This is a genomic window from Nostoc sp. 2RC, assembly GCF_014222165.1.
GTDB lineage: Bacteria > Cyanobacteriota > Cyanobacteriia > Cyanobacteriales > Nostocaceae > Nostoc > Nostoc linckia.
The window spans coordinates 1-17,100 of the sequence record NZ_JACKZU010000168.1; the positions used below are offsets into that span (position 1 = coordinate 1).

At 39.8% G+C, this 17,100-nt stretch carries 12 protein-coding genes; 4 read left to right on the forward strand and 8 right to left on the reverse strand.

What is annotated here, in order from left to right; translation table 11 throughout:
* Positions 1-80 precede the first annotated feature (80 nt).
* Positions 81-2,375 carry a calcium-binding protein gene (locus GNE10_RS19060; RefSeq protein WP_185566516.1) on the reverse strand — a complete coding sequence of 765 codons (2,295 nt, stop codon included), beginning with the start codon at positions 2,373-2,375 and terminating at the stop codon, positions 81-83.
* Positions 2,376-2,935: 560 nt separating this feature from the next.
* Between GNE10_RS19060 and GNE10_RS19065 the strand changes: the two genes are divergently transcribed.
* Positions 2,936-3,691: an ATP-binding cassette domain-containing protein gene (locus tag GNE10_RS19065; protein ID WP_099069171.1), complete on the forward strand. Its 756-nt coding sequence runs from the start codon at positions 2,936-2,938 to the stop codon at positions 3,689-3,691.
* 43 nt (positions 3,692-3,734) lie between these two features.
* Complete coding sequence (locus GNE10_RS19070; protein WP_185566517.1) at positions 3,735-4,364, forward strand: ABC transporter permease; 630 nt, start codon at positions 3,735-3,737, stop codon at positions 4,362-4,364.
* Positions 4,365-4,778: 414 nt separating this feature from the next.
* Here the strand turns inward: GNE10_RS19070 and GNE10_RS19075 are convergent, their stop codons facing one another.
* On the reverse strand, positions 4,779-8,210 hold the full coding sequence (locus tag GNE10_RS19075; protein ID WP_185566518.1) for an efflux RND transporter permease subunit: 3,432 nt from the start codon (positions 8,208-8,210) through the stop codon (positions 4,779-4,781).
* A 50-nt stretch (positions 8,211-8,260) separates the two neighbouring features.
* Positions 8,261-9,688: an efflux RND transporter periplasmic adaptor subunit gene (locus tag GNE10_RS19080; protein ID WP_185566519.1), complete on the reverse strand. Its 1,428-nt coding sequence runs from the start codon at positions 9,686-9,688 to the stop codon at positions 8,261-8,263.
* 446 nt (positions 9,689-10,134) lie between these two features.
* Between GNE10_RS19080 and GNE10_RS19085 the strand changes: the two genes are divergently transcribed.
* Positions 10,135-10,320, forward strand: a complete 186-nt coding sequence (locus GNE10_RS19085; RefSeq protein WP_185566520.1) for a hypothetical protein — start codon at positions 10,135-10,137, stop codon at positions 10,318-10,320.
* 101 nt (positions 10,321-10,421) lie between these two features.
* Positions 10,422-11,471, forward strand: coding sequence for a L,D-transpeptidase (locus GNE10_RS36045; protein WP_260446927.1), 1,050 nt, complete (start codon positions 10,422-10,424; stop codon positions 11,469-11,471).
* 74 nt (positions 11,472-11,545) lie between these two features.
* Here GNE10_RS36045 and GNE10_RS19095 read toward each other — a convergent pair whose 3' ends face one another.
* From GNE10_RS19095 to GNE10_RS19115, 5 genes are all read right to left on the reverse strand, one after another.
* Positions 11,546-12,346, reverse strand: a complete 801-nt coding sequence (locus GNE10_RS19095) for a hypothetical protein (RefSeq protein WP_185566521.1) — start codon at positions 12,344-12,346, stop codon at positions 11,546-11,548.
* 130 nt (positions 12,347-12,476) lie between these two features.
* A complete protein-coding gene (locus tag GNE10_RS19100; RefSeq protein ID WP_185566522.1) occupies positions 12,477-13,535 on the reverse strand; it encodes a trypsin-like peptidase domain-containing protein in 1,059 nt (352 codons plus the stop codon).
* Positions 13,536-13,585: 50 nt separating this feature from the next.
* Positions 13,586-15,073, reverse strand: a complete 1,488-nt coding sequence (locus tag GNE10_RS19105; protein WP_185566523.1) for a serine protease — start codon at positions 15,071-15,073, stop codon at positions 13,586-13,588.
* A 93-nt stretch (positions 15,074-15,166) separates the two neighbouring features.
* Entirely contained in the window at positions 15,167-15,793 is a 627-nt protein-coding gene (locus tag GNE10_RS19110) for a COP23 domain-containing protein (RefSeq protein WP_185566524.1), read from the reverse strand.
* Positions 15,794-16,468: 675 nt separating this feature from the next.
* Positions 16,469-17,100: hypothetical protein (locus tag GNE10_RS19115; protein ID WP_185566525.1), on the reverse strand; the 632-nt coding region annotated here is incomplete at its 5' end.

Genomic DNA, 17,100 nt, shown 5'->3' on the forward strand with positions numbered 1-17,100 from the left:
GGGAAAGGTTTTAAATCCCTTACCCTTTACCCTTTACCCCTTCCCCTTTCCCCTTTCCCCCTTCCCAATTTGAAAGTTCCTTAAAGAATAATGTCGCTTCCTGCCAATCCTGCTGCTACGGAAAGCGCCGGTGTTCCCACTAATTGAATCTCAAAGTCAGCAGCAAGACCCGCATTGACGTTACCTTGAAGAATACCTCCAAAATAACGAAGTTGACCAGCCCCTGTGAATGCACCAGCGCCGATGAAACTAAAGGCTTGGTTACCTGCTAACAATGTATTGGCGTCAATGGTGGAAAGATCGATTTGATCGCCTAGTCCAAAACCATTGCCAGAGAAGCCATTGATGACATCCCGAAGTACACCAGGTTGACTTTCAGTAATTGAGTTGAAGTCAAAAACATCGTTACCAGTTCCTCCAGTGAGAACATCAGTTCCGTTACCACCAGTAATGGTATCGTTGCCAGCGCCGCCATTAATGTTATCGTTGCCATTACCACCGGATAATTGGTTATTTTGACCGTCACCAATAATGCTGTCATTGGCATTTGTACCGATAACGTTATCAAAGTTCACCGCAGTAAATGACAATGTTCCCAAACCAGGAACGTTATTAGCAGCTAAACTTTGGGTTTGCAGGTTAACAGTGATGGATACCCCAGGTAAAGATGCCGATGCATCTATAGTGTTATTGGCAACACTGGCATTTGCAATCACATTTTCGACTTTAAAGAGTTGGTCTTGCCCGAATCCGCCAGCTTTTTGAACTGTTCCAACACCTGACAAGGTAATGCTTTGATTCAGTTGACTGTAGTTTGCGGTATCAACACCATCTCCACCATTAATGCTGTCGTTGCCTAGACTAGCTATGAATGTGTCATTACCAGCACCGCCATTGAGGGTATCGTTGCCACCACCACCATTGATAGTATCGTTACCACCATTACCGTTGATAATATTATTGCTGGAGGAGCCAATAATCGTTTCACCGCCTTGGCTACCTTCAACGTTCTCAAAACTCAGGATAGTTTCAGTGTTACCGCCGCTAACAGAGGTCACACCTGTAGCCAAGTTGATGGTAACTGCGCCAGCCGCAAAGGTGACACCTGAGTAATCAATTGTGTCAACGCCAGTTCCACCATTATGAACATCGAAGTTCACAAAGTCGGTATCAATCACGCGATCGTTGCCGCTACCTCCATTGGTGGTGTCAGCTCCATCGCCACCATTGATGGTATCGTTACCGCCATTACCATTAAGGACATTAGTCGCTGAGGAACCAATGATTGTCTCACCACCTTGGCTACCTTCGACGTTCTCAAAGTTACTGATAGTTTCAGTATTACCATTACTAACAGAAGTCACGCCTGTAGCCAAGTTAATGGTGACTACTCCATCCGCAAAGGTGATACCAGAATAATCAATTGTATCGATACCAGCTCCGCCATTATGATTATCAAAGTTGACGAAGTCAGTATCAACAATGCGATCGTTGCCATTGCCGCCATTGGTGGTGTCAGCCCCAGCGCCACCATTGATGGTATCGTTACCATCTAACCCAGATAACACGTTATTGCCACTATTACCATTAATAACGTTGTTTCGAGCGTTACCTGTACCGTTAATTGCTGCACTTCCTGTTAATGTCAGATTCTCCAGGTTAGCACTCAAACTATAGGTTACCGAAGACTGTACGGTGTCTACACCGCCTAAAGCATCACCAAATACTTCAGAAGCAACATCGAAAATGCTGTCTACGATGTAGAGGTCATCGTTGTCGCCTCCATCCATGTTGTCGTTGCCTGTACCGCCATTGAGGGTATCGTTGCCATTACCGCCTCTGAGGGTATCGTTACCAATACCACCAACAAGGCTATCATTGCCACTACCACCAACAAGGCTATCATTACCACTACCACCGTTGAGGGTATCGTTGCCGTCACCGCCATCAATTGTATCGTTACCGCCATTGCCGTTGAGAACATTATTCACAGAGGAGCCAATGATTGTCTCACCGCCCTGACTACCTTCCACGTTTTCAAAGCTAGTGATGGTTTCAGTATTACCACCAGTTACTGAAGTAACACTTGTTGCTAGGTTGATGGTTACTACTCCATCAGCAAAGGTGATGCCTGAATAATCAATTGTGTCAGTACCAGATCCACCATTATGATTATCGAAGTTCACAAAATCAGTATCAATAATGCGATCGTTACCAGTGCCTCCATTGGTAGAGTCCGCCCCAGCACCGGCATTGATGGTATCGTTACCAGAGACACTATTGGCATTACCACCAACAGCCCAGCCAAATATCGAATCATTTGCTGAAGTTCCAGATAACAAATCACCATTTGTAGTGCCAAAAATAACTGCCATAATATTGCTCCTTAATTAATAGTGTAGATAAATGCCTCATCACTTCCTGACAAGGAAAGGAACAGGAAAATGAACAGATAGCCATACCAAACCTGATTGAGGCAGGTCTTTGCTACCAAATCTTCAGATTTAAAAAGCAGTGCATATATAGATAATGTTGGCATCAAAAACTGTGCCAGCATTGATGTTGTTTGCTGATATCTTCACTGGTTATCAGAACAGACTGTGAAGAAAGAAGCAACTTTTTTTGTCTGCAACTGTGTATATTTCTAAGATGCTATTACTTTATGTCAGAGTAATAGATGATGATAGTACCCCTGAGGGTACTATTTCTGTTGGTGAAATAAAAAGCCAGTGAAACATCAGGCAATATAAAGTCGCTACTTATAGTATATTTATACTATAACGCCAACGTATTTTTAAGCTGCTTGACATTTAAATTGCACCACCTACCCTACAACAGTCTTCACAAATTAAAATATCCAAGCTAAATATGAAAAAGCCGATTGACTTTGTGAAAATCCAAAATCTAAAATTCAAAATCTAAAATTGATTGTTTTATGCAAAAAAATAACAAAATTGCTGTTGAATTTCGCAATGTTACCTTTAGCCGCAATCATCGCCCTTTAGTGTCAAATCTCAACTTTAGTATCAGCCAAGGAGAAGCACTAGTATTACTCGGTCGTAGTGGTAGTGGCAAAACTACAACAATGAAGTTAATTAATCGCCTATTCACACCTACACAAGGGGAAGTTTTATTTGATGGTATTCCTACAACTGAATGGAATGAAATTCAACTACGGCGAAAAATTGGTTATGTAATTCAAGAAATTGGTTTATTTCCTCATTTTACTGTAGAAAGGAATGTGGGTTTAGTTCCTTCTTTAGAAGGTTGGCAACCAAAAAAAATTAAAACGCGGGTTTATGAATTATTGCAATTAGTAGGTTTAGAACCTACTAAATTTGCAATGCGTTATCCACAGGAACTTTCGGGAGGACAACGCCAAAGAGTTGGTGTTGCCAGAGCTTTAGCAGCAGATCCACCAGTATTATTAATGGATGAACCCTTTGGCGCACTCGATCCAATTACCCGTATAGAAATTCAACAAGAATTCCGGAATTTGCAACAAGAATTAGGCAAAACAGTTGTTTTTGTCACCCACGATATTCAAGAAGCTTTTATTTTGGCATCTAGAATTGGTTTAATGTATGGCGGAGAATTGGTAGTATTGGGGACAAAAGATGAATTTATGCAATCTCAACATCCAGAAAGCCTTGCTTTTATGGCATGTTTACCAGACTTAAAAAATGCATAAAAGGAAACTTATGAAGATTATACTAAATTATGACTCGTAATTTATGAAAAATTTTTTCCTCGTTAAGTATGCACCAGAAATTATTCAACATACTATAGAACACTTTTTTTTAGTAGGCATTGCCATTGGAATTGCCATATTAGTAGGGATTCCATTAGGTATTTTAATTACACGTAAAACTTCTTGGCGTAAACCAATTCTCAGCATAGCCAACATTCTGCAAACTATCCCTAGTTTGGCGCTATTTGGCTTACTCATTCCTATTGCCGGCATTGGTGTAGCACCTGCAATTGTGGCTTTAACTTTATATTCTTTTTTACCAATAATTCGCAACACTTACACAGGAATCACTGGGGTAGATGCAGCAATTCTTGAAGCTGCCAGAGGTATGGGAATGACAGACAGACAATTATTATTACAAGTTGAGATTCCCTTAGCTATGAAAGTAATTCTAGCGGGGATACGAGTAGCAACTGTGATTGCTGTTGGTACTGCTACCATCGCAGCTGCAATTGGGGCTGGTGGGTTGGGAGTATTTATTTTTCGTGGGATATCACTAGTTAATGGCGAGTTAATTTTAGCTGGTGCTGTTCCAGCAGCGGTAATTGCATTACTGGCTGATTTAGCAATTGGGTGGATAGAAAATCAATTAAAAATAGGTATAGATGAGTAGCAAATTAGGGGTCATATAGGAATCCGGTTTGATATTTGAAATGATTTGCGTAGTCAGGCAAAAGGCAAAAGGCAACAGGCAATAGGGTTTCAGAGAATATAGGTATACGGAGTTATTTTCACCCAATCAAATAGGAGTCCTATAGGAATCCGGTTTGATTCCTGAATTTACTTGTGTGGGAAGGGAATAGGGTTGGGGGAACAGGGAACAGAAAAAAGGGAGTATAAGTGTACTGAGTTTTTTTCAGAAATCAAATATGAATCCTATATATAAATGTAGAGACTAGCACTTACTAGTAGTTCGCCAAGTCAACTTAGCTCTTTAAAGGGGAAAGGGAAAAGGTTTTAAATCCCTTACCCTTTTCCCCTTTCCCTTTCCCCAGCCCTCACGCAGCAAAGATGACTTGCCAGAGTACTAGTCTATTTTTCCTATTTGCTCTTCTTTTTGAAGTTGATGTTTTTGCCAGTTGTACTTTCGCAAGTTAGTTTGCCACGACTCCATATAAGTGTAAAAAACTGGCGTTAAATAAAGCGTGAGAAACTGTGAGAACACTAAGCCGCCAACAACTGCTAAACCAAGGGGACGGCGTGTATCTGCTCCGGCTCCCAAACCAAGGGCGATGGGCAATGTACCCATTAGTGCTGCCATTGTGGTCATCATGATTGGGCGGAATCTCACCAAGCAGGCTTGATAAATTGCATCATAGGGAGTTTTCCCTTCTTGACGAGCTTCAATTGCAAAGTCAACCATCATGATCCCATTTTTCTTGACAATGCCAACCAGTAAAATGATGCCCACAAAGGCATAAATATTTAAGTCAACATCAAATATTAACAAAGTTAGCAGTGCCCCAAACCCAGCAGAAGGTAAGCTCGAAAGAATAGTCAGTGGGTGAATGAAGTTTTCATAGAGAATTCCCAAGACAATATAAATTACGAAAATGGCAACCAGCAGTAGTATTCCTAAACCCTGAATTGAAGATTGGAAGGCCTGGGCTGAACCTTGAAAGCCTGTACTAATAGTTGCTGGTAGTATTTGCCGAGAAATTTGTTCAATTTTTCCAGTGACATTACTTAGCGATATTCCCGGTTTGAGATTAAAAGAGAAGGTAACAGAAGCTAGTTGTCCTTTGTGGTTAATAGTCAACGGCCCTACATCTTTAGTTAAAGTTGCTACAGCATTTAAAGGCACAAGTTGTCCATTGGGGGCACGAATCGAAAGCAAATCTAGGGCTTGGGAATTTTGTTGATATTTTGGTTCCACCCCCATAATCACTTGGTATTGACTGTCAGAGGCGTAGATAGTAGAAATTTGACGAGTACCATAGGCATTACTCAGGGCAGTTTCGATTTGATTGACAGTCAAACCCAGAGCCGACGCTTGGTCGCGGTTGATGTCTACTTTGACCTGGGGATTCTTGATTTGTAAGTCGCTGTTGACATCTTGTAATTCTGACAAGTTGCGGAGTTGATTTTCTAGAAGTGGAGCGTATTGATAAAGTTCTTGAATATTGGGACTTTGGAGAGTAAATTGATACTGCGCTTTTGTTTGTTGCCCGCCAATATTGATGGCAGGGGGATTTTGTAAGAAGACTTTGATTCCAGGTACACTTGACAACTTCGGTCGAAGTTCCTCTACTATTTCATCGGCACTGAGGTGGCGCTCGTGGCGGGGCTTGAGTTCGATTAATAGCCGTCCACTGTTAGCAGAGGCATTTGGGCCACCGGCTCCCACACTGGAATTAATGGAATCGACATTAGGATCGCGGTAAGCGATCGCAGCTACAGCCTGTTGATGTTTTACCATTTCATCAAAGGAAATATCCTCTGATGCTTGAGTAGTTGCAGTAATTTGCCCTACATCAGCGTTGGGAACAAATCCTTTAGGTACAACTATATATAAATAGACAGTCGCTACAAGAATCGCTGCCGAAATCACCATTGTTGTTCGGTGATACTTGAGCGATATCTTCAAACTCCAATCGTATCCCCCCAACAACAAATCAAAGAAGCTTTCCGAAATATTGTAGAGACGAGTCTGAAAATTTTGGATTTGGGATTTTCGATTTGGGATTTGGGGATTGGGAGTGCTGAGTGAGGAGTTAGGAGTTAGGAGTTCAGAGTTATTTTTTCCCATTTCCTCATCTGCCATCCTGTGGGTTCGCGCTAGCGTCTCCCAAAGAGAAGCTAAAGCTAAATCTTCCTCATCTCCTTCATCTCCCTCATCCCCGTGATGATGAGGTGGACGCAAAAATCTAGAACACAGCATTGGCGTTAAGCTAAGGGAAATAACGCCAGAAACCAAAATGGCAACGCTGATGGTAACGGCAAATTCACGGAACAGTCGCCCCAGAATGCCTTCCATGAACAGCACGGGGATAAATACTGCTACCAAGGAAATGGTCATTGATAAAATTGTGAAACCAATTTCTCTAGAACCATTAAGGGCTGCTTCCAAACGACTTTCGCCCATTTCCATGTGGCGGACAATATTTTCTAGCATCACTACAGCATCATCCACCACGAAACCCACTGATAAAGTTAACGCCATCAGCGATAAGTTATCTAGGGAATAGCCAAGGAGCAGCATCACTGCAAAGGTGGCTACGATTGATAACGGTACTGCCAAACTGGGAATGACTGTAGCTGAGATATTGCGAAGAAATAGAAAAATTACCAGTACTACCAAAGCGATGGTGAGTAACAGCGTGAATTGTACATCATCTACAGATTCGCGAATTGATTGGGAGCGATCGTAGAGAATATTCATGTTCACAGCCGCCGGAATCTGTTTTTGGAAAGTGGGTAGCAGTTTTTTAATTGCATCCACCACCTCCACGGTATTAGTTCCCGGTTGGCGCTGAATCGCCAGAACGATCGCCCGCACGCCAGGATTTTGGATTTGGGTATGGGGAGTGCTGAGTGAGGAGTTAGGAGTTAGGAGTTGGGAGTTATTCTTTTTATTTCCTCCTCTCCCCATCTGTCCTATTTTCTGCTCTTTGTTACCCTGTTTTGTTGGAAAATACCAGCTGGCAATTTTATCATTTTCAACGCTATCCAGTACTTGACCGAGTTCGCCTAGCTGCACGGGTGCGCCGTTTTGATAAGTTACAGTTAGGGAGCGATAGCTGGCGGCATCGTTGAGTTGGCCGTTGGCTTGAATTGTATAGTTTTGTTGCTGTCCGTAAAGTGTGCCGGTTGGTAGGTTGACATTTCCGTTAGCGATCGCATCAGCCACTTCATCAATGCCTATGCCTTTAGCACTCAATGATTCCGGATCGAGCTGAATCCGTACTGCATACTTTTGCGAGCCGTACACCTGCACTTGCGCCACCCCATCCACCATTGACAAACGTTGTGCCAACAGTGTTTCGGCGTACTTATCTACTGTTGACAGCGGCAAAATAGATGAATTCAAGGAGATATAGAGGACTGGTTGATCTGCTGGGTTTACTTTGCGGAAAGAAGGGGGATTGGGCATATTAGTCGGTAACTGCCTCGCCGCTTTAGAAATAGCAGACTGTACATCCTGTGCAGCTCCGTCAATATCCCGATTCAAGTCAAATTGCAGCGTAATTTGTGCGCTACCCAAAGAGCTAGTGGAGTTCATTGAACTCAATCCGGCGATGCTAGAAAACTGCTGCTCTAAAGGAGTTGCAACGGAAGAAGCCATCGTTTCTGGACTGGCTCCAGGCAGGTTAGCCGTTACCTGGAGTGTCGGATAATCCACATTGGGCAAGTCACTAACAGGTAGCTGTTGGTAACTCATCAGTCCAAATATTAAGACGCCAACCATCACTAGGGTTGTCATGATTGGACGCCGGATGAATAGCTGGGAAATGTTCATGTGAGGAGTTAGAAGTTAGGAGTTAGGAGTTAGGAGTTAAGAGTGAGGAGTTAGGAGTTATTATTCTCCCCCTGCTCCCCTTCCCCTCTGCCCTTCTGCCTCCCTGCCCCTGTACTTCCTACTTCGGGTTTCACCTGCACTGTGGCACCAGGTACTAGGTTGAATTGTCCATCGGTGACGATTTGCTCGCCTGGTTGCAAGCCTTGTTTGATTGCTGTTTGGTTGCCAATGGTGTCGCCTACGGTAATTGGACGCATTTCTACTGTTTTGTCTGGTTTGACTACAAATACAAATTGCCCTTGCTGTCCGGTTTGCACTGCTTGGGAAGGCACTGTTATGACATTGCGTTCTTCGGTTAGTTTGAGGACTACGTTGACAAACTGCCCTGGAACTAATCGTTCATCTGTGTTGCTAAATGTGGCTTTGAGTTGAATTGTGCCTGTTTGGGTATTGAGTCCGCTATCAACAAAGGTTAGTTCACCCCTTATCGGACGCCCTGTGTCTTTTGGAGGTATGGCACTGACTTCTAATTTGCCGTTAGCACTGTACTTTTTCAAATCTGGAAGTAACCTTTGAGGAATGGAAAAGGTCACGTAAATCGGTCGGATTTGGCTGATGGTAATTAATGGATCGGTGGCGTTGGCTTCTACCAAGTTGCCTTGATTGAGCTTCAGACTACCTGTACGTCCGGTAATTGGTGAGTAGATGGAACTGTAGGAAAGCTGAATTTTGGCATTGGCGATGGCAGCTTCGTCTGCTACTACTGCTGCTTGGGCATTTTGCACGTCTGCTTGGGCTGCGGCTACGGCTGCCTGAGCGTCTGCGACACCGTTGCGATCTGCGTTCACTGTTGCCCGTTGAGCATCTGCTGTGGTCTGGTACTGATCTGCTTGTTCTTTGCTGATTGCCCCTTCTTTGAGTAAGCTGTTGTATCTTTTGGCCTGGACATCTGCGTTGGTGGCTTGGGCAACATCCTTGGCGACATTGGCTTTTGCTTGGTTGACTTGGGCGATCGCTTTGGTCACATTTGCCTGTGCCTGTTTCACCTGGGCTAAATCTTTGGCTTTAGCAGCATTAGCTTGCATCAGCGCTGCTTCTAAGGAACGGGAATCAATTTTAAATAACAAGTCTCCTTTCTTGACGTTCTGTCCCTGCTGAAAATAAACTCCAGTCAGTTGCCCGCCTACTTGGGATTTGACAGATACCGTAGAATATGCTTCTACTGTTCCCGTAGCCGATAGCTGTATTGGAATAGTTTTTTGAGTTGCAGTGGTAACCACCACTGGCACAGCCCGCTTTTTACCTGCTTGTTTGCCACTTGATTGAGCTTCGGAAGCGTTACAGGCAGAACATAAGTATGTCAAACCCAATATCACAAGCCATAACCGTCCTCTTGGAATCAAGCCAAAAAGACGAGAAATAATTTGAGTAACTAGAAATACAGGGGTTTTCGTCTTAATGGAGATGAAACAACGCATATTAAAAAATTAAAGGAAAGGGAAAGCACAGATATGTGGTAGTAAAGCAATGGTTTGAATATAGTTAACCAAAACTAAGCGACTGCATTAGCGATCGCCTGCTTTTAGTTGGTACTTAATTATCACAATGAGCGTCACCTATTTCCCTAAAGTAGGGTTTGTTGCCAAACATTGCATTTTCCGCAAAATCGTTGCGATCGATTTTTAGTGGATTCACTTAATATTAGTTTTTCTAACTATTAGCATACTAAATAATTTATTTTTTAGCTTAGCTCTTAAGAAGGAAATTTGTGTGAAGCTGGCTTGACATTCGTATGAATATCTGATGACATTTTGTCAATAATTTAATTCCAAATATCTGATTATTTATAGTTACTGTTAATTAAAAAATTTATAGCGATTCCCAGTTAAGTGAGGTATAGATACTATTTTGAAACCCTCCAGGGATGTGCAGTAAAGCGCAGCAAAAAGTCTGTAGCTTGCTTCCCACAGGTGCGCCGGCTTGGAGCGATAGAGTAGCGATTCGCTGTGCTTGCGAGTATCTGGCTTCTCTTATCTACGAGACGCTGCGCGAACGACGAACAGAACTTTTCAAGACAGAGGTACGCAGAGATTTGTACCCAGTAAACTAGGAAACGCTAAGGAAAAACTAAAAAATGAAAAAGTATTGTTTAAAATAGCAATACTTTGCCAATTAGAGGTTAACTTAATGAGATGTAGTGAGGCATTTAAAATGTTAATTCATTCGTTCATAAAATATAAGCTTGTTATTTTTATATCAGTTTTTATTTTATTAGCAAATCCATTTAAAGCTATAGCCAATTATGACCCCACTTTTACTAATTATCTAGAACAAATCAAGGATAAACTTCCCTCAGGATGGCAGATGCGTTTACCCTCTAAAATTCGTGTTAATAATTTAGTAGATGGGAAAAATAAGCAGTATTTAATTCGAGTTATTTGGGAAAACTCTTCATCCCGATTAACAGTTAATCTCTTTAGTTGTGACACTGGTGAATTATCTTGCTTGGTGGGTAGTTTTTCAGTAGATAGCAATACTTCAGTAAATGCCCAACAAGCATTTAAAAAACATAAATTAGCAGCAGTACCTATTACCCTAAAAGATGGTATCCAAGGATATTTGTTTGATGAATTAAAACAACAGCCTTCAACTGAATTTTCCTCAGTAATGTGGGAGCAAGAGGGTTTCTTCTATACCGTCGAATTTAATGCTCAAGAACGTCAAAATATTTTATATATGGCCTCTTCGATGGCCAAAGAGACACCAATTTATAGTGCGGTAGTTTCTACTGACACGAGATCTGAAGTTAATCAAACGGTATCTACTTCTCTATCTACTCCGTCAAATATTATCCAGCCTCAAGAAACTGTTAACAAGAAATACCTACTTTTGAATTTGAGCGATCGCCGTGTATATGTGTATAAAGATGGAAAATTACAAGCCAGTTATCCAGTTGCAATAGGCCGTTCCGGGTGGGAAACTCCTACTGGAACATTCGCAGTCATCAATATGGAACAAAATCCTATTTGGCAGAATCCTTTCACCCAAGAAATTATTCCAGCTGGTTCTCAAAATCCTCTAGGAGTTGCTTGGATTGGTTTTTTGTCAAATGGAGGTGCAGAAATTGGATTTCATGGTACTACCAATGAGAAATTAATCGGACAAGCTGTTTCTCACGGCTGCGTTCGGATGCGAAATCAAGACATATTAAAATTATATCAACAGGTAACTATCGGTATGCCTGTCAAGGTAGTTCCGTAATGTAATTGTTATGAGTATCAATTTATTTTTGCAGTGATGCAAAAATTTAGTATTATCGAAAATTAGATTTATTATTATTTTGTATATTCAACTATAGGCGTATTCTCTAGCTTAATATTATCTGAAACGTTTGTTAAAATTATTGTCTTAGTTTGAGAAAATGCTGTAGGACGATTACCAGAATTTAGATTTACTAGTTCAATACGTAACTGTTTAATACCTTGCTTTTGATTGGGAAGTGGTGGTTTATTAGCAAATTCAAAAATAGTTTGGACAGTTTTATTTTTACCAAAATCAACATCAATTTGCATCGGTTTATTTTTGACATTTATCACTTGATATTTTGCTTCGACACCAAAAAGTCCAAACTGAGATTTGTTAATGATAAATAATTTGTTATCCTCAGTAAAAATATAAAACATAGTTTCATTTGAAGATGGATCTTTTCCTTGCCACTTACCCTTGAGTTCTTTAATTACATCTTCCTCTGCTGTAGATTGCTCATTTGTCTCAGGTTTTTGATTTGGGTCAGAGGAATTAGTTGTCTCAGGTTTTTGATTTCGATCAGAGGAATTAGTTGTCTCAGGTTTTTGATTTGGGTCAGAGGAATTAGTTGCGTCAGGTTTTTGATTTGGGTCAGAAGAATTAGTTGCGTCAGGTTTTTGATTTGGGTCAGAAGAATTAGTTGTCTCAGGTTTTTGATTTGGGTTAGAAGAATTATGTTCTGGATTAGTAGAAGTTTGAGCTAAGGAACCTGTTGGTGTAGCGATTGCCTGAAAACTCAAATTTGGCTCTAAAACAAGCAACATACTCCAACATAAACCAATTAAAAATTTTTTGTTTGGAATAAAAAATAAGACTGCCAAATTTTTCATAAATCGTACAACTTTTAAATTATAATTCAATTGGTAAAAATGCATTGACTTGATAGACATAACAACCTTTTGAATATTGATTGAAGTACCACAGATTAATTTTGGATTTCCATTGAAAAATCATTACTATTTACCAACAACGTCCAGAGCGACCACTGGCAAGACAAGGATTAGTAATTGGAGGATTCTTTTTGCCAGTCGAAGAGTTATTAGGATTAGCTGTAGGCGTAGAATTGTTAGTTGAAGAATTATCAGGATTAGGCGTAGGGTTAGAACTAGTAGTTGAAGAATTATCAGGATTAGGCGTAGGGTTAGAACTAGTAGTTGAAGAATTATCAGGATTAGGCGTAGGCGTAGAATTGTTAGTTGAAGAGTTATCAAGACTTGGCGCAGAGATAGAACTGGTAGTTGAAGAGTTATTGCTATTATTCGCAAAATTAGAACGTCCAGTGCCTAAGTTCTCTAAAGCTTGTTTAACAGCTGGAATTTCTTCAGCTTTTTTTAGAAAAGATTCAATAGCGATGCCTCCACCGTCTCGTTGATGAATACCTACCAAGCTGCCATTTCTGTTCACTACAGCACCACCACTACCACCACTACCAGTCCAAACCCCATCATATCTAAGCTGCATGACTGGACTCGAATTAGCATAACCATTGAATTTTCCAATCTTACAGACAAACTTTTCCACGTTTACATTCGATGAGGTAGGCCAACCAGCCACATAAACTATATCTTTTCCCGGCTGTAATTGTTTTGATTCTCCTAAAGGCAAGAAAACAGTAGTTAATGGAGTCTTTGATTCAAGTTCAATAATGGCTATATCATCAGATTTAGGAGAATTGTCTAATCGACGAACTTGTGGAGGATTATTACTATTATTTGGAAATTTTGCAAAAAACTCAGCTGACGGGTTAGTACTAGTAACAGCATGAGCGACAGAAAAGGCATACTGAGTTGTATTATCTTGGGCAAATAACACAGCAGTACCATAAGGTTTAGGAGGACTAAGAGGGGAACCTTCTGACAAATAGATAACCAGCAAATTTTTTTTCACACTTGCCTGAATTTCAGCAGGGCAAGTTGTTGTTTCTGTTTGTGAACTAGGTTGTGCCATCCCAATGTACGAATTGGAAAAAATAAAGGCACTACTCATTAATGCTGTGTGAATAATTAAACTTAATTTCATATTTCAGTCTTCTTTTACCAAGTTTTTTTACATCGAGTTGTTAGTCAATTTTAGTTTGACATCAAAACTTCTGGAGGAACCATTTTGAGAAAGTCATTTAGAGGAATTACATCTCCTGTTGAGGAATGAATCCCAATTAAATTGCCTGATTCATCAAGTATAATCCCGCTGCTGAGATTAATAAAATTGTTGTACATTAGTTTGGCTTCATTTTGCGAATTTACTACTTTTGTTAGTTTGCTTGGAGTTATATTCAATTGAATAGTTTTACCTAGAATAGTCGCACCAATTATATAAATAGAAGATTCTGGAGTTAAGGTATTGGGATTATAAGAATATCTTATAAATGGAACTTGATAATTTATAGAACTACTGAATTGTAATAAAGCTAATTTTAAATCGGGTCGGTTGCTAATAATCTTAGCTGGATATTGTTTTGTATCTAATTGATTATAAGTTCCTACTTCATAATAATCCTGAGTAAAAACCACATTAGAATTAGTTAAAACATAGTAAATTCCACCATGTTTTTTAGCAATTATAACTCCAGTACCAGAAAATTTAATGGAGTCTGACAAGCTAGGTCTAATAATTTTGACTGTAATTTGTGCTGCTAACTTTTGTATATTTTCATTAGAAGCCTGCGTTCCCAAAACCACAGGAGTTTTGATAGTTGTTGGTAGTGGGATACTAGTAACACTGTTACCATCTCTTTTTAAAGATAAAAACTGTAAATCACGATGATTAACAATTGTTTGAATGGGAATTGCCCAACTTGAAGATTTTAAGACTTCTAGAGGTTCCGGAACTTGGGTTCCATCTCTATATAAATAGAGATTGCGGTTCACAAAAATGGCGGGTCTCCCTTTACCATTAATACCAACGACTTTACCTTGTTCATTAAACAGTGGCCCTCCGCTCATCCCGTTTTGAACCTCTAGGTAATACCCCAATTGATAACCTTGTTTCATCGGCGCTTTAAGTTGAAGAGAAACATCTGCTAAGGAGGTGCAAAAAATGTTTCCTCTTTTGTGAGGAGGATTAGGAGTCATCGGAAAACCAGCAGCCAAAACTTTTTGTCCTTGTCTCCATTGTTCTATTTCGGCTGTTTGATAGGATATTAAAGGGCTATTAAATTGTAAAATAGCTAAATCTAAATCGTTTTCAGCAGAACTATTTTTGCTAAAGATTTTGGAGACATTAGCTTCATAGGTCTGGTAATTGTTGCCGTCAAAAACTTGGATAGGGTAGCTTTTTTTATTCCCTTTGAGGACATGTCTATTTGTTAGGATGTAATAAACCGTACCTCGGTTTTGAATTAAAATACCTGAACCCCAAAATTCTCCATCTAATATTCTGACAGTATTGATTTTTGCAAGTTTACACAAGTTGCTCTCAGATAGAGGAATAGATGACTTCTGGGTTAAACTAAGCTGAAAAATAGTTTGAGCTAGTACAAGAAAATTAGGAGTTTCAATTAGTCGCATGAGTAACATACAACTAAATCCAACTCCTAATATCAATAAACGCCAGTTCATTTTTTGATTTGTTTACAGGATATGTTCATTTTTTCAATCTATACCTGATGTCAGTTCCAACCAAATTAGAGTGAAACTTTTACTTGAGAATAGTTAATTGGATCTTCGACAAAGTCCGTTTCTCCCCCTTATACAACCACCGTCATAGGTGGAAGGTTCTTTAGGTCGGAGATTTTGGTTCATTTTGAAAACATTAATGATACGAAACCCTTCTCTAATTTTTGTCAATCCTCCTGTTTCTAGTAGTGGTCGTGTCGTTCTCTCTTCGGTTTGACCCGCAATTTGCTCGATCGCTGGTTGGGCATCTTTTTCTGATTTGAGAGTATATAGTATTTGTCTATCAGGACATGTAATAGCTTTGCTTGTCGCAACTCTTGAGGCACACAGAACAGGTAGCCCAGCTTGAGCAGCATCCGAGCCAGAGGTACCAGGAACAATAAAATTCAAGTTGTTATCTTGCCTATTCTGCTCAAATTTTTGGGAAACCTTCTGACAACGTTCCTGACGTGTTGCAACCTCAGAAAAGTAATCAGATACCCACAATATAAATACTAGTTCGCTAGTACCAGATTGATAAATGGTGGCTGGATCTTTACCGCTAGTCCCACAATAGTAATACCCTGGTATATCTTGAGCCATGCTGGGTTGGGTAACAATCGCAAGGCTACCGAAGGCCACAGCAATCGCAGTTATTTTTCGTGTAATAAATTTAAGTCTCATCGTTTACTCAATGCTCCTATGGAAATCAAATAGAAAGCTGCAAGAGCTTGAGTCTATTTTCGGTTACAAATCACCAAATTTAATGATTTTTGCATATAATTCACGTATTTTTTATAAAAACTCTAATTGATATTTTTCTCCGGACGAAAATTATTTTTTACACAAACCGAGAACCCCTCTTGAACAGTCAAATGGAGTTGTAGAAGGCTTAAATATCCCCCAATAACTAGCAATAAGAGCTAGACAAGCAGCCACAACATTTACAACAAATGATACTAAAGTAATGCATACAACCACTGACTGCTCTGAGGGTTTAAGATTTCGGGACATTTTCATTCGTTTCAGCAATTTCAGCGATACTTTATAATTGATATTATACGGTTTATATATACGCATTAATGAAATTTACATTACACTTTTTGAAATATTTTATTAAGTATTTTTAACTACAATTAAGTATTTTATTTATCATAATTTAAATTTAAAAATCTTGTCCTACGAGTGTGAATGTAAAAACCCCGCTCTGCAAGAGTGTAGAGCGGGGTAGTTAGTAGTTATATGTAAATACAGCGTGAGTTAGGGTTTTTTTCTTGCTCAAGGACTACTCAAGTCAAGTAGCTTAATAGGTAAATTTATAGAAAGCCAAAGATATTAAGCTATGCGTAGTATTTCAAATTAAGGTAGGCATAGACCTGTAGCGCCAATACCATCTCCAGTTGCACATTTTTTGCGAATATCTGTAATTTCATTATTGATTCGTCCAATTTGGCGATCGCATTTTTCAATTTGCTCCTTTCCTGGCTCCAAAATCAAAGATTTAGAGTAATCTAAAATAGTTCTATTAAGTTTTTCTAACGCTAGATCGTATTCAGCTTTAATTTTGTTGAGTTGTGAAATCCGTCTAGTTTGACCCTGTTGAAATTGTTCTAAGGCTTGATCTGCTGTATTCACTACGATCGCAGCTTCATTAAATAACTTTTGAGCTTTTTGTTCGTATTCTAAACGTTTTTCTAAATTGCTCAATAGACTCCTATAAGAAGATAAATGCTCCTGTAACTTCACCGCAAGAGCGTTAGTAGCAGAAATTGACTCTACAGTATTTATTGCCTTCTTCAAAACACTTTCTGATTCCTGAAGATCCTTAATACTTTTAGCATTGTCCATTAGTTTAATTGCTATTTGAGCAAAACCTTCTGCTTGAGTCAGTTGTTCTTGTACCTGTACTTTGCCTGTAGGTGTGGGTGTAGGTGTGGGTGTAGGTGTGGGTGTAGGTGTGGGTGTAGGTGTGGGTGTAGGTGTGGGTGTAG

Excerpts from the sequence above, each read along its gene's own strand:
- GNE10_RS19075 (WP_185566518.1), bottom strand. The coding sequence starts at position 8,210 with ATGAACATTTCCCAGCTATTCATCCGGCGTCCAATCATGACAACCCTA.
- GNE10_RS19060 (WP_185566516.1), bottom strand. The coding sequence starts at position 2,375 with ATGGCAGTTATTTTTGGCACTACAAATGGTGATTTGTTATCTGGAACT.
- GNE10_RS19100 (WP_185566522.1), bottom strand. The coding sequence starts at position 13,535 with ATGAAATTAAGTTTAATTATTCACACAGCATTAATGAGTAGTGCCTTT.
- GNE10_RS19095 (WP_185566521.1), bottom strand. The coding sequence starts at position 12,346 with ATGAAAAATTTGGCAGTCTTATTTTTTATTCCAAACAAAAAATTTTTA.
- GNE10_RS19070 (WP_185566517.1), top strand. The coding sequence starts at position 3,735 with ATGAAAAATTTTTTCCTCGTTAAGTATGCACCAGAAATTATTCAACAT.
- GNE10_RS19085 (WP_185566520.1), top strand. The coding sequence starts at position 10,135 with ATGTGCAGTAAAGCGCAGCAAAAAGTCTGTAGCTTGCTTCCCACAGGT.
- GNE10_RS19110 (WP_185566524.1), bottom strand. The coding sequence starts at position 15,793 with ATGAGACTTAAATTTATTACACGAAAAATAACTGCGATTGCTGTGGCC.
- GNE10_RS36045 (WP_260446927.1), top strand. The coding sequence starts at position 10,422 with ATGTTAATTCATTCGTTCATAAAATATAAGCTTGTTATTTTTATATCA.
- GNE10_RS19065 (WP_099069171.1), top strand. The coding sequence starts at position 2,936 with ATGCAAAAAAATAACAAAATTGCTGTTGAATTTCGCAATGTTACCTTT.
- GNE10_RS19080 (WP_185566519.1), bottom strand. The coding sequence starts at position 9,688 with ATGCGTTGTTTCATCTCCATTAAGACGAAAACCCCTGTATTTCTAGTT.
- GNE10_RS19105 (WP_185566523.1), bottom strand. The coding sequence starts at position 15,073 with ATGAACTGGCGTTTATTGATATTAGGAGTTGGATTTAGTTGTATGTTA.